This is a genomic window from Sphingobacterium sp. SRCM116780 (assembly GCF_021442025.1).
Taxonomy (GTDB): Bacteria; Bacteroidota; Bacteroidia; order Sphingobacteriales; family Sphingobacteriaceae; genus Sphingobacterium.
On sequence record NZ_CP090446.1, the window covers coordinates 412,841 to 427,332 of the forward strand.

13 protein-coding genes are annotated in these 14,492 nt (G+C 32.9%); 10 read left to right on the plus strand and 3 right to left on the minus strand.

Going from position 1 to position 14,492, the window contains the following annotated elements:
• The first annotated feature begins 14 nt into the window (after positions 1–14).
• The 9 genes from LZQ00_RS01695 to LZQ00_RS01735 all read left to right on the plus strand — a co-directional run bounded on the left by LZQ00_RS01695 (position 15) and on the right by LZQ00_RS01735 (position 8,803).
• Positions 15–1,859 (plus strand): alpha/beta hydrolase family protein, encoded by a 1,845-nt coding sequence (locus tag LZQ00_RS01695; protein ID WP_234511379.1) that lies wholly within the window; start codon positions 15–17, stop codon positions 1,857–1,859.
• 6 nt (positions 1,860–1,865) lie between these two features.
• Positions 1,866–3,524, plus strand: coding sequence for a sensor histidine kinase (locus LZQ00_RS01700; RefSeq protein WP_234511381.1), 1,659 nt, complete (start codon positions 1,866–1,868; stop codon positions 3,522–3,524).
• 15 nt (positions 3,525–3,539) lie between these two features.
• Complete coding sequence (locus LZQ00_RS01705; RefSeq protein WP_234511383.1) at positions 3,540–4,238, plus strand: response regulator transcription factor; 699 nt, start codon at positions 3,540–3,542, stop codon at positions 4,236–4,238.
• A 141-nt stretch (positions 4,239–4,379) separates the two neighbouring features.
• Entirely contained in the window at positions 4,380–4,853 is a 474-nt protein-coding gene (greA, locus tag LZQ00_RS01710) for a transcription elongation factor GreA (protein ID WP_234511384.1), read from the plus strand.
• A gap of 117 nt (positions 4,854–4,970) precedes the next feature.
• A complete protein-coding gene (locus tag LZQ00_RS01715; RefSeq protein WP_234511386.1) occupies positions 4,971–5,384 on the plus strand; it encodes an HIT family protein in 414 nt (137 codons plus the stop codon).
• Positions 5,385–5,561: 177 nt separating this feature from the next.
• Entirely contained in the window at positions 5,562–6,212 is a 651-nt protein-coding gene (locus LZQ00_RS01720; protein WP_234511388.1) for a DedA family protein, read from the plus strand.
• Between the two features lie 4 nt (positions 6,213–6,216).
• Positions 6,217–6,759, plus strand: a complete 543-nt coding sequence (locus LZQ00_RS01725; RefSeq protein WP_234511389.1) for an inorganic diphosphatase — start codon at positions 6,217–6,219, stop codon at positions 6,757–6,759.
• An 8-nt stretch (positions 6,760–6,767) separates the two neighbouring features.
• Complete coding sequence (locus LZQ00_RS01730; protein ID WP_234511391.1) at positions 6,768–8,081, plus strand: hemolysin family protein; 1,314 nt, start codon at positions 6,768–6,770, stop codon at positions 8,079–8,081.
• A 5-nt stretch (positions 8,082–8,086) separates the two neighbouring features.
• On the plus strand, positions 8,087–8,803 hold the full coding sequence (locus LZQ00_RS01735) for a 16S rRNA (uracil(1498)-N(3))-methyltransferase (RefSeq protein ID WP_234511393.1): 717 nt from the start codon (positions 8,087–8,089) through the stop codon (positions 8,801–8,803).
• A gap of 125 nt (positions 8,804–8,928) precedes the next feature.
• On the opposite strand, the gene LZQ00_RS01740 is transcribed toward LZQ00_RS01735, so the two are convergent.
• From LZQ00_RS01740 to LZQ00_RS01750, 3 genes are read right to left on the minus strand one after another with little or no spacing between them, the layout of a single operon-like run.
• The gene (locus LZQ00_RS01740) at positions 8,929–9,405 is read right to left on the minus strand and encodes a hypothetical protein (RefSeq protein WP_234511395.1); all 477 of its coding nucleotides are present in this window, start codon (positions 9,403–9,405) and stop codon (positions 8,929–8,931) included.
• Between the two features lie 6 nt (positions 9,406–9,411).
• Positions 9,412–10,764: an ABC transporter permease gene (locus LZQ00_RS01745; RefSeq protein ID WP_234511397.1), complete on the minus strand. Its 1,353-nt coding sequence runs from the start codon at positions 10,762–10,764 to the stop codon at positions 9,412–9,414.
• An 8-nt stretch (positions 10,765–10,772) separates the two neighbouring features.
• Complete coding sequence (locus LZQ00_RS01750) at positions 10,773–11,432, minus strand: ABC transporter ATP-binding protein (protein WP_234511398.1); 660 nt, start codon at positions 11,430–11,432, stop codon at positions 10,773–10,775.
• 251 nt (positions 11,433–11,683) lie between these two features.
• Between LZQ00_RS01750 and LZQ00_RS01755 the strand changes: the two genes are divergently transcribed.
• A complete protein-coding gene (locus LZQ00_RS01755) occupies positions 11,684–14,485 on the plus strand; it encodes a TonB-dependent receptor (protein ID WP_234511400.1) in 2,802 nt (933 codons plus the stop codon).
• The last annotated feature ends 7 nt before the right edge of the window (positions 14,486–14,492 follow it).

The following is a 14,492-nucleotide window of genomic DNA, read 5'->3' on the forward strand; positions in this document are numbered from 1 at the left end:
TTATTATACTGTTTTTGGACAATAGCTGTTCAAAAAAGAAAACAGAGCGTATACCTATTGCGAGCTTTTTCTCAACTCCTGAGAAGAGTTCTTTCAAAATTTCTCCAAATGGTAAATTCGTCGCATATATCGGGATGGACAACCACTGCAAAAATATTTTTTTATTGAATTTGTCCAATCAAGATAGCTCCAAACAATTGACCTATCAAAACGATATCAACGTTAACAGTTTTATTTGGGGAGATAATGAAGAAATTATTTTTTCGACAGAACAAACATCCAATGACAGTCTAAGATTGTCTGCTGTTAATATTCATACAGATGCTATTCAACCGCTAATAAAACCCGTGAAAGCAAAGTTTCGTTGGGTGCAACCTGCGAGATTATATCATGATGGAATTATTGTGGCTATTAATCAGCGCGACTCTTCTACTTTTGATTTGTACAAATTGTTTGTTGATGGACGAAAACCAGAGATGATCTATCAAAATCCTGGAAATATCAGTTCTTGGTTTATTTCAAATGATGGTGAAGTTAGATTAGCGATGGCTAATGATAGTGTCGAAGAATCGTTGATGTTTCGGGCGAATGATCTAGAACCATTTCAACAGGTTTTAAAAAATGACTTTAGTTCTACGATTATTCCGATGGGTTTTGTTAAAAATTCGACAACTAATATTTATGCATTATCAAATATAGGAAGGGATAAATTGTCATTAGTAGAATATGATTTGAATCAAAAAAGGGAAGTCCAGGAAATATTTAGTAATAAAGAAGTCGATCTTGATCAAGGAGGTTATTCATTTTACACAAATGAAATGCTGTATATCTCTTATACCATCGCTAAAAAGAGACGACATTTTTTTAATAAAGATATTGCAAATATTTTTAACATGATTTCTGAAAAAGCAAAAGGCTCCGAATTCGAAATCATGAATGCAGATTCTGCTCTGAATAAGATTATTGTGAGAACATATACCGATACAAATCCTGGAGCGATTTATTATTTTGATCGTCATGATGATGAATTACATAAACTCACGGATAATAATCCAAATCTAAAAGAACGGGAATTATCTCAAACGGAATTTGTGAAATATCAAGCACGAGATGGGAAAATAATTACTGGTTTTATTACTTATCCATTATATGAAGATCGAAAAAATCTTCCTGTTGTTGTTCTTCCGCATGATGGTCCTAACAATAGAGAAGTTTGGGGATTTGACCACGAAGCTCAGTTTTTAGCTAATCGTGGTTATGTGGTCTTCCAAATGAATTACCGAGGATCAACAGGTTTTGGTAAAGAGTTTTGGTCAGCAGGTTTTAAAGAGTGGGGAGGCAAGATTCAAGATGACATAACAGATGGGGTAAAATGGTTGATAAAAGAAGGAATTGCAGATAAAGATAAGATCGCAATTGTAGGGAGAGGTTTCGGTGGATATTCAGCCCTTCATGCCGCTTGTTTTAATTCAGATATGTACGCTTGTGCAGTCTCTTATTCAGGCTTTACCAACTTATTTACTTATTTTAGAAATATTCCTCCTTATGTTAAGCCATATTTACAGAAGTATTATCAAATTATCGGTAATCCAGTAAGAGAATCCAGTATGTTTAAGCAAATCTCCCCAGTATTCCATTCTAATAGTGTGAATATCCCTGTTTTGATTGCGCAGGGGGGGAAGGATCGATTTAGTTCTGTCACAGATGCAAACCAATTTGTTCAAAAGCTTAAGAATAATAATATTCCTGTTCAGTATATATTAAAAGAGGAAGAAGGCAGAACGTTTAAAAAAGATGAAAATATTATTCAATATTATCAAGAATTAGAGAAATTTTTGGATAAATATATCGGTAAATAGTTCGAAATGAGGGAAACGAGTTATAATTATCGGAAAAATTTTGGCTTACTTTTTGTTTTTTTTGCCTTTGTAACGCTGCTATATTTAGTTGTTATTTTTGCTGCTCGAAATTATACAGTAAATCATATTGATAATGAGTTTACGAACCGAAAATCGGAAATCTTTGATCAGACACTAGTTCCATTTAATGACTTTTTTCAAAACCGTATTCCTGAAGTTTCTTTTTATCAAGGTTATTTGGATTCTTTAGAAGCGGGTAAATATTCCTATAGTGTTCTCAGTTCATATCCATTTGTCAAGCAAATTGCATTTTATGATATGCTTTTTAGCAATGATAACAGAGAGCTTACAGGTTTTTCTATCAATGGATTAAATATTAGACCAAAAACATTATCCATTTTTACTATCACCAAACGGGGTTTAAATAAAAGGTATATTACTAAGCGTGAAGAGATGGGGCCTTACAACGATGAGTTGAATAATATGGGCATTAAGGTGGCAAGTTATATTGATAAATTACAATCAAGTTCTAAATTAACAGATCGCGATATCCTGCAAATTTTTTACTCTAGTCAACCTGGGCGCATTACTTATCTGAATATACCCCGCATTACGGACTTATTGGTCTATAAGGATATCATGGATAGAAAATTAGATCAGATAGTGAACTACGAACAAGATATGTTTGTTTTTAGTTTGGATCCAACTGTGTTGGATATTAAAAACATCTATCCAAATCTGTATGAGAAAATAGAAGTAGTACCTATTGTCAGAGCCCCCGTAACTTCTGAGATTAAAGAATATATAACCGAAATGCCATTACCTGGGGCTTTGGCTGATTATAAATTACTTTTTCACTCCAGTGAATCATTTATTTCTAAAGAAGTGAACCGTAGTTTTTTTCCAATCGTCATTGGTATTTCTTTAGTTTATTTAATCCTATTGGTTATTCTGTATTTGATTTATCGTAATTTAGAGATCAATGGACGGCTATTTAAATTGCAATACGACTTTATCAATAATCTGACACATGAATTTAAAACGCCAGTTAGTGTAATCAAAATAGCGGGGAATAATATTAAAAGTGCACAATATTTGTCAGATGATGAACGTATTATGTATGGTAATATATTGGATCAAGAATCTGATCGATTGAATAATCTGATGAACAAATTGCTTTCATTTAGTCAGATTGAAAATAAGACGATTAAGTTAAAAAAAGAAGAAATTGATCTGAATTCTTTTGTTGATAATATTGTTGCTTCAACACAATTAAAACATACAGATTTTAGAATATCAAAGGAAATAAATGTTAAATCAAGTTTATTAGCCGATCCTGTATTGTTGACTAGTGTGTTTCAGAATTTGATCGACAATGCCTACAAGTATTCAGACCAAAAAAGGAAAATATTAGATATTAAAATACAACAAAATAAAAAGAATTTTGTTATTATCTTTAAGGACGAAGGGATAGGTATAAGTAAAAATGAATTTACGAATATATTTAAGAAATTCTATCGTATAAAAAGTCAATATAATCAACAAGGAAGTATTGGTTTAGGGTTAGCCTTTTGTAAAGAAATAACAGAATTTATGGGGGGTGAAATTTCTGTTAAAAGTGAAGTAGGTAAAGGAACTACTTTTACTCTCATTTTTTCAGTCTAAAAAATATAATTAATTATGAGCAAAGAAATAACTGTAGCTGTTATTGAGGATGATGAAAATTTACGCTTTTTAGTTCGACACAGATTAGAAACGGAAGGATACAATGTTGTTCAAACTGGAGATGGAAATGAGGCTGAAAAGCTAATTCTAGAGCAAAAACCAGATGTTGTATTGTTAGATTGGATGTTACCTGGTAAAGAAGGTAATGAAATCTGTGAACAAATTCGAAAAGCAGGATTTGAAAATATCGTCATCATGATGACTGCAAAGTCACAGGATATAGATAAGATCGAAGCTTATAGCTTTGGTGTTACAGATTATATTAGTAAACCTTTTAATATGGATGTGTTAATCGCCATGATTGAAAATAAGGTGCGTTTCTTCTTACCAAAAAATACACCCGAGGTTTATCATTTCGGACAAACAGAGCATCACCCAAATGTCCATTCTCTTGTAAGGGACGGTAAGAAAATCGAATTAACTATATTGGAGAATCGTATACTCTTGCACTTTTTACAAAATGTAGGCAAAGAAATTACACGTGAAGAGTTAATGGAGGTCGTGTGGGGGTATAGTTCAAATGTCAATACGAGAACATTGGATATGCACGTAGTCAGATTGAGAAAAAAGATTGAGAAAAATCCAGATAAACCTTATTATTTACAGACAGTGAGAGGGTTAGGTTATCGATTTGTTGATGAGGAAGATAATTAATATGAATTTAGGTTTGAATTTGTTTTGTTAAAAACAATTCTTATCTTCGTATATATAGAGCGAGACCATGTTATCTGACAAGGATAACATGGTCTTGTTTCATTTTTGAATTTTGAAAAAATAAAATAAACAATAATAATTATGGCAGAAGTAACTTATTACACCGCAGAGGGATTACAAAAACTCAAGGAAGAGTTGCACTATCTTAAGACTGAAGGAAGATCTCTTATCTCCAATGCAATAGCTGAGGCTCGAGATAAAGGAGATTTGTCTGAAAATGCAGAATATGATGCTGCAAAAGAAGCTCAAGGTTTACATGAAGCGAAAATCGCTAATTTGGAGAATACATTAGCTGGAGCACGATTGATTGATGAATCAAAATTAGACACATCAAAAGTATTAGCATTATCTATCGTAAAAATTAAAAATAAGAAAAATGGCGCTGAAATGACTTATCAATTGGTTTCCGAAACAGAAGCGGATATGAAGTTGGGTAAGATTTCTGTTAAGTCACCTATTGCTAAAGGTTTACTTGGTAAATCAAAAGGCGATATTGCTTTAATAGATGTTCCTGCTGGTCAGATCGAATTCGAAATTATCGAAATTTCTAGATAAAATATAACGGTTATGTGCGGTTTTGCCATAACCGCATGTTATTAAAACGTTATCTAAACATATTAAGGTTGCATTACATGCAGCCTTTTTTTATATTTGTTTATAAACAAATTGCATATGTCTACAATTTTTTCAAAAATAGTGTCGGGAGAAATTTCTGCTTATAAAGTCGCAGAAAGTAATGATTTTTTAGCTTTTTTAGATCTTAGCCCTTTGGCTAAAGGACATGTTTTAGTTATTCCAAAACGAGAGACTGACTATATCTTTGATATAAATGATGACGAGTATATGGCTCTTTGGGTTTTTTCAAAAATTGTTGCACAAGGTATTCAACGTGTTTTTCCTTGTAAAAAAATTGGAATCGCAGTAATTGGATTGGAAGTGGCGCATGCTCATATTCATTTAGTGCCATTGAATAATGTTTCAGATTTAAATTTCTCTGGACCAAGATTGTCTTTAACGAATGAAGAATTAACAGAAACCTCTGAAAAAATTAGAGAATCAATTATCAATGTTACAGCTGATAATTAGTCAAAATGAACCTTATCTAAAAGTAGTATTTTAAATATAAATACAAAAAAAGACTATAATATATTATATCTTTGCAATCTTATATAGAAATAATATATCTATATGGAATGTCATCATTAACAATAATATCAAAATGGCATTTTTCACGAAGTAAGTGAAGAACATAAAAAAGAAATTATGCAAGATCTTTTGTTGTCTTTTCAACAATTATTGAACCCAGAGGAATTACTAAGCTCTGGCGGTTTTTATTTAGTTTTACTAATTGTATTTGCTGAAACAGGTTTATTTTTTGGTTTCTTTTTACCGGGGGATTATTTGCTATTTTTAGCTGGATTATTTTGTGCTTTAAATAAAATTCAAGTTGATATCGTTACCTTATGTGTGGGATTAGTCGGGTCTGGAGTTCTTGGGAATTTTGCAGGATATTGGTTTGGTTATCGAGCTGGGCCTATGCTCTTTAAAAGAAAGGATAGTCTCATATTTAAACGCAAATATGTGATAATGGCAGAGGAGTTTTATCATAAATATGGAGGTACAGCACTAATTATTGGTCGTTTTGTACCTATTGTCCGTACCTTTGCACCTATTTTTGCCGGAGTTGTTAAACTTGACTTTAAAAAATTTGTAATTTTTAATATTTCAGGAGCATTACTTTGGGTTCTAATATTAACCCTATCTGGTTATTTCTTAGGAATTGAATTCCCTTGGATTATCAATTATGTAGAATATATCATCGTTGGATTAATTGCAGTTGCATTTTTACCAATTGTTATTACGTTAATTAGACGTAGATTGAAAGAAAATAAAAACAAACAAAACATACAGTAAATCAATGAGTACACAAAATCCTTGGCATCAAGTATCTCCAGGTACTGATGTGCCAAATTCAGTAAATGCAATTATTGAAATTTCAAATGGTTCAAAAGGTAAATATGAATTAGACAAAGAAACAGGACTTTTATTATTAGACCGTGTTTTGAGTTCTTCTGTTGTATATCCTGCAAATTACGGCTTTATCCCACAAACGTATTGTGATGATCATGATCCATTGGATATTTTAGTAATCTGTTCGGTTGACATCCTTCCTTTAACCTTAGTAGAGGCACAAATTATTGGTGTGATGAATATGGTTGATGGCGGTGAACAAGATGATAAAATCATTGCAGTAGCTAAAAATGATCCAGTTTATAACTATATTACGGATATTGAGCAACTTTCACCTCACAGTATGAAAGAAATTGTTCAATTCTTTGAAAGTTACAAAGCATTGGAGAAAAAGAATGTTGTTGTTGAAGGTGTTCAAGGACGTAAGAAAGCACAACAAATTCTATTGGATAGTATAGAATTGTACAAAAAAGAATTTGTTAACAAATAAACCCCATAATGGCTCTTGATATATTTTGGACGCTATTTCTAGTACTTGCAAATGGATTTTTCGTAGCAGCAGAGTTTGCTATTGTGAAAGTTCGTGCATCACAAATTGAATTGCAAGCTAAGTCAGGTAGTAAAGTTGCGGCAATTGCAAAAAATATTACTGAGCATTTAGATGGTTATTTGGCAGCAACACAATTAGGTATTACATTAGCCTCACTTGCTCTAGGTTGGGTAGGTGAAGCTGTAATGACACAAATTGTACATAACTTTTTCGGTTTGTTCAATATTGAGCTAAATGGACCTTGGTCCAAAAACTTAGGTCATATTTTAGCGTTTAGTATTATTACCGTACTTCATATTGTTTTTGGAGAATTAGCTCCTAAATCAATTGCTATACAAAAACCTGTCGCTACTACCATGAAGATTGCGATTCCATTGCAAATCTTCTATTATGTGTTAAGACCATTTATTTGGGTTTTGAATGGCTTTGCTAATTTATTACTTAAAGCAATAGGTATTAATATACATAGTGGTGAATCTTCGCACTCCTCAGAGGAGCTACAATATTTATTGGATAAAGGAAAAGAAAGTGGTGCTTTAGATACTTCGGAACATGAGTTAATTAAGAATGTGTTCGATTTTAACGAACGTATTGTTAAAAATATTATGGTTCCCCGTACTAAAATCGTAGCAGTCGAAGAAACTTGTGAAGCGACAGAATTCATTAATATGGTGACCGAAGAAGGGTATTCTCGTATTCCTATTTACGAAGATAGTATAGATCAAATTGTTGGTATTGTCCATACCAAAGATATTCTGCCTATTGTCATGAAAGGTAAAGAAGTAGTGTTGAAAGATATCATGCGTAAACCTTACTTTATTCCTGAAACGAAAAAAATAAATGATTTGATGGCTGAATTTCAATTGAAAAGAATTCAGTTAGCGATTGTTTTAGATGAATTTGGAGGAACAGCTGGTATGGTCACATTGGAAGACATTGTAGAAGAACTTGTTGGTGAGATCCAAGATGAATATGATGAAGAAACACCAGTAGTGGAGCGTATTTCTGAAAATGAATATATGGTTGATGCTGGTGCGAGTATTCATGATGTCAATGAATTCCTGCCATTAGAATTACCAGAGAGTCAAGATTATGATACTGTTTCGGGATTGGTGAGTGATTTCTTTGATAAAATTCCAGAAGTAGGGGAGTATAAAGAAGTATTTGGATATACATTTACCATTATTCGTAAGACACAACAGAATATTGAATTTGTGAAATTGGAATTGGTAGAATCTATGAATGACGATCAAGATGATTAATACCTATGCAACTTTTTTTTACAGAAGAGATTAAACCCGATTTTAAGAATTTCATCTTAAGTGAAGAAGAAAGTAAGCATGCCATTCGTGTTCTTCGCCTTCAAGTAGGAGATGGGGTTCACTTAATGGATGGCCGTGGTGGATTGTATGAAGCAGAAATTTTAGATCCTCATCCTAAAAGAACTGTTTTAACGATTTTAAATGTACAGGAAAACTATCAACAGTCTTCCTATCATTTGCATATTGCAGTAGCACCAACTAAAAATATAGACCGTTTTGAATGGTTTTTAGAAAAGGCTACTGAAATTGGTATTCAAGAAATTACTCCCTTGATATGTGAACATTCAGAACGAAAAGAGGTTAAATTGGATCGCCTGAATAAAGTGATCATTTCAGCAATAAAACAATCATTAAAAGCTTATATCCCCAAATTGAACCCCGCTATTAGCTTTAATGAGTTCTGCAAACAGCAAGAAAATACAAATGCTATTAAAACAATAGCACATTGTACCGATAGTGAAAAGAAATATTTAAATCAAGTTTTGACACCTAAAAAGACTTATATTGTACTGATTGGTCCAGAAGGAGATTTTTCAACAACAGAAATTGAACAGGCTCTAAAAATGGGCTATCAACCGATCTCTTTGGGAGAGGCTCGATTAAGAACCGAAACTGCAGCTTTAACTTCCTGTATGGAAGTTTCACTACTAAATAGAGCATAAAAAAACCACTTTTCAAAAGTGGTTTTTTTTATGCTCTATCGTTTAATTCTTTGAAATTGTCCTTTGAAGAAGGATCTTGAAAACGCTGAGTTTATGCCTCTTGCCACATAGCTTGGTTGTTGGCATTATTTAATGATAACAGCATCTGTAATCATGATTTCTGAATTACCTTTTAAAGGATCTTTATTAAAAACCATTTTTCCTTTTAGCTTCACAGGATCTTCTGTAAATTTAATGGCATCTCCCTTTATAAAAACTTCTACCATTGGAGGAATTCCGTTAGATCCACAAAACATACATTGTGCTACTGGTAATACTGAAATCATAAAATTTTTATGTGTTCTTCCACTTGTTAATGGCACCATATAACCAGGGATCTCAACAATTTTATTTTCTAAAGATTTCAGTTCTGTTGGATAAAAAGGTGTATAAACCTTTTTACTTCCATTGTAAGAAACTTTGTAAGCCATCTTGTCAATAGCTTCCCATGTTTTATTCATCATTGAGGTATGGTCAGGTACATTTGGATCACGACCGATTTGTGCACTCGCAGTAAAGCTGATGATCAATAGTAAACTAAAGAATGTGAATATTTTTTTCATTATATATTAATTGTTCGATAAAATATGCGATATAGTCGTCTTGTATGCTTTAATAGCAGGAATCAAAGCCGAAAAGATACCTATAAGACAAGCTAATAGAATAAAGACTAGTTCTGATGGATTAAGTTTAAAAGCGCTTATAAAATCGGCACTTTGACTTGTTTGTAAACTGATATAGTAAAGTACAATATGTGCGATAATGAGACCTATAAAACCGCCTATTACTGTAATTACTAAGCCTTCCAAGATCACTAATGAAAACAATTTCAACTTGGAAGCTCCTAATGTACGCATGACTGCTAGGTCATACTTACGCTGTTTTAAAGCCGTATAAAGGCTTATGAAAACACTTAATCCAGCAATGGCCATAATGATATAAGCCAGTATTTTCAATGAATCAATCCCTACGCCTAATAAAGAAAATAAACGTGTACTTTCCATAGCAGGGGAGGCTGCCTGCATTTGGGTGTTTTGGGCGATGTATCTCGGCAATATAGCGATAGCAGCAGGTGATTGGTATTGTACTAATAATGCGGTAATTTCTAAACCTGAGGACTGTATCATGTCTGCACCGATTGATTTCACAATAACTTCTCCTTCTTGTGGAGTTTCATGTGTATGATCATGTTCTTCATCTACTATTTCTCCATGATGATGGAGGTAGGCATCTCTTGTCTCTTCTAGGTCTTCTTTCGCTTCTATTTCTTTCGGAGTTAATGTCGTTTGATGATCATCTGTATGCGCAATACCATGAACATCCCAAACACTCGCTAAACTTGTTAAGATTAAATTATCTGTAATATTATCATTATGTTTTAATATACCAACAATCGTGAAGGGGTGCTCGTCGTGGCTATGACCATCTTTGCTCAGTCCATGAGAACTATGGATCTGATCACCAATTTTAAGATTTTGTTTGCGTGCAACGTCGGTTCCAATAACCACGTCGAAGTCTTTTTGAAACAATTTACCTCGTTCAACTTTGGTTTCATAGAGTGTAAGAAAACTAGTATCCGTACCCACGATGCGGTGCCCTTTATAATTATCTCCTAAAGATACAGGTACTGCTAATTTAACCAATGGGTTATGTTGTATTTTTTCAGCTTCCACTAGAGGGATATTCCCTGTCGGGTTATCGATGTGATAAACACTAGATAATATCAACTGTAATGGACTCCCTTTGGCCCCAATTACTAAATCAATATGTTTACTATTATTTTCAAGTTGTTTTTCAAAACTATCACTGGTAATCGATAGGACACATAATATCGCTACACCAAAAGCAGTGAGTAAAATACTGAGTACTGTCGATCCTGTTTGTTTACTGATGTTTTTCCAGACTAATTGAATGGTATTCATACTATTTTTTATTTAGGATTGATGAAGTTTAGGTCGTAGGTATTGGAGAAGCTATTTTTAATTCTTTTATCATGGGTAGCAATTAAGAGTGTGGCTCCTTGTTGATTAGCGATTTCCATTAATAAGGATAAAACACGTTCTGTATTTCGATCGTCTAAAGAAGCTGTGGGTTCATCAGCAATTAAAAGAACTGGCTTATTGATAACAGCGCGAGCAATAGCTGCACGTTGCAATTGTCCTCTACTCAATTCATTGGGATAAGCATTTGCTTTGTCCGCTAATTGAAGGCGATCTAACACGTTTAATATTTCCGTTGTATCTATCCTTTTTTTAGCAAGGGATTGTGCTAATTTAATGTTTTCAAGAATCGTTAGGTTTTTCAATAAATGTGCTTCTTGAAAGATGAAGCCAATATGTTGTGACCGAAATTGGTCTAATCTTGAAGAATTTAAATAGTAAATATCTTCCTGACTAATGATGACCTTTCCTTGATTAGGCTTCGAGAGTCCCCCCAACAGATGGAGTAAAGTCGTTTTTCCTGTTCCTGAATCTCCTAAGAGAAGACTATGCTGTCCTTTTTGAACAAGAATAGGAGGAAATTGAATCGGTAAGCTACCTTTATATTGGAAGGAAAGTTCTTGCGTTTCTACTATATAATTCGTCTGCATCGTATGATCATTCATTCAAATGATAAATTTAACCTAATTCTTGCATATAACTAGAATTGTTATGACATTATTACATCCTATGTTTCTTAAGTATTAAGTAGTTCGTTTCTTAACATTTTACCTGTTAATCTTTTGTTAATCTATGAAAACACGCTCAGGCTACAGAGAGGTGGTTGTTAACAATTTATTAATACGACGCTAATATAATGGTAATCCTAATCTAATATAGAGATAATACTACGGTAATAGATTTGCAGAAACAAAAAGCAAATAAATTGAAATCACAAGTTAATCTTAAAAATGCACTTTTAACATTACTAATGGTAATTGTTAGTGTAGTTGTGTTTGCCCAAGGATCAGGCAGTATTGTTGGTGTTATCACAAACAAACAATCAGGTGAAACGATAAGTGGAGTTACAGTACGCGTAATTGGAACAAGCAAAGGTAGTAGTTCTGATGTGTCAGGTAAATATGGTATTCAGAATTTGGTTCCAGGAACCTACAAAGTTGAATATTCGTATATCGGTTATGCAACAAAGCAAATAACAGATGTGGAAGTTAAAAAGGACGATATTACCAATTTAGATATCATTTTAGAAAATTCAGATTCTAAGGTACTGGACCAAGTCGTGGTAACGGGTAGCTATAAAAAAGAATCTATAGGTGCATTATATGCACAGCAAAAAAATAGTGCTTTGATTTCAGATGGTATTTCTAGTGAGCAGATCAGAAGATCTCCGGATAAAAATACATCAGAAGCATTGAGACGTGTTAGTGGAACAACGATTCAAGATAATAAATTCGTGATTGTTAGAGGACTAAGCGATCGTTACAATACCGCTATGTTGGACGGATCTGTATTGCCTAGTACTGAGGCTAATCGTCGAGCGTTTTCATTTGATATAATTCCTTCAAGCCTTATTGATAAGATTACAATTTCAAAAACAGCTACCCCTGATTTACCTGCAGATTTTGCTGGAGGAGCAGTTCAAATTACAACGAAAGACATACCAGATAAAAACTTTATTTCTTTTGGACTTGGATATGGCATCAATACAGCTTCAACATTTAAAGACTTTTTAGGAACAAAACGTAATTTTCAAAATTATGCAGGTTTTGATGATGGATCGAATAATTTAGCGACTAATTTCCCAAGTCGAGAGACAGTTGCTGCTGGGCTTTCTTCAAAATGGAATAGATTAACATTAAAATCTCTTCCAAATGATTTTGCAATTAAAAACACGTCTGCTTTACCTTCTCAAAACTATCAATTTAGTGTTGGAAATGTAAAACAATATGATAATAATAATCGCTTCGGATCATTGTTCGCTGTTACTTATCGTAATTCTCAGAATATTCTGTCGGATATAAAACGTCAGTGGTATCAATACGATTATACAGATAATCAATATAAATTTTCGACAAATTTGGGTGCGTTAGCAAACTTTGGATATACGTTTGGTAAAAATAAGATCACGTTCAAAAATTTGTACAATCGTTCTTATGACAATACTTATACAGAAAGAAGAGGTACAAATGTCGGAACAAGTAGCGATAATAAATTTTATGCTTATGATTTAATGCAAAAATCATTATTCAAAAGTACACTAGAAGGAGAGCATATCTTGAGCGAAAAGAATGATAAAGTGAAATGGACAGCTTCTTGGAGTAATATTCTGAATAATCAACCCAATCAAATGAAGATTAATTATGCGAAGAATATCGATAGTAAAGATGACTCATCTGTTCCCTATTTAGCGAATATTACAAGTCCTGGAAAAGATAATACTCGTTTATTTTCAAAATTGGATGAAAATGTGTTTTCAGGAGAAGCCAGTTATAGTTCACCATTTAATTTCTTAGCTGCGCCTTCAACATTAAAAGTAGGAGCGGGAGCAAATTATAGAAAGAGAAATTTTGATGCTCGTTTTGTTGGCTTTGAATTAAATGCAACAGCAATCGATCCAGAAACTCAAAATGAAATTAGACAGTTAACACCAGATAAAATCTTCTCAACAACATTAATTGATAAAAATTATTTCAAATATGCTGAGATAATAATGCCTGGTGATCAATATGATGCAAACTCGTTAACATCATTTGGCTATGCAATGTTAGATCAAAAGTTTAATGACAAATTGAGAATAGTATATGGTTTACGTTTAGAAAATTATAATGTTCAAGTAAATATTCCAGAGCGAGTAGTTGATGATAAAAAATTAGATTTCTTACCTTCAGTTAATTTGACCTATAATCTAACGACAAAGTCTAATTTAAGAGCTTCTTATTACCGTACAGTGGCAAGACCTGAGTTTAGAGAATTAGCACCTTTTAGCTTTTATGATTTCGAGCAATTAGGTATGATTTCCGGAAATGTCAATTTGAAAAGAAGTTCGATTAATAATGGAGATTTAAGATTCGAGATTTATCCATCAGCAGGAGAGATTTTCTCTATATCTGCTTTTTATAAGCAATTTACAGATGCAATTGAACCATTTCGATATGATGTAAACTCTACTGTAGATGTTTCCAATGGAAATACACCTAAAGCTAATTTATACGGAGCAGAGATCGAAGCAAGAAAAAAACTAAGCTTTATAGCTGATGATCAATTTTTTGCAAATACGACTGCTTATGTGAATTTGTCTTTGGTACATTCAAAAGTTAATAATCCAACTGATCAAACTTACATTGAAAAAACACGACCTATGGTAGGACAATCTCCCTATGTCATCAATGCTGGTTTACAGCACAATGCTTTAGATAATAAATTAAATGTAAACCTACTATATAACCGTATTGGTAAACGCATTGCACAAGCTGGAGGGCAAACTTTTACAAGTGCTTGGGAAGCACCTAGAGATATCTTGGATGCACAGATCGGATATAAAGTATTAAAGAGCAAAGGTGAAGTTAAATTAAGCGCAAGTGATATCTTAAATAATCCTGTGAACGTATATTTCGATAATAAACCTCTCAACAAATCTAATGAGACACTTTATAAGTATAAAACGGGATCAAACATTTCATTATCATTTAATTATACATTCTAATTTAATA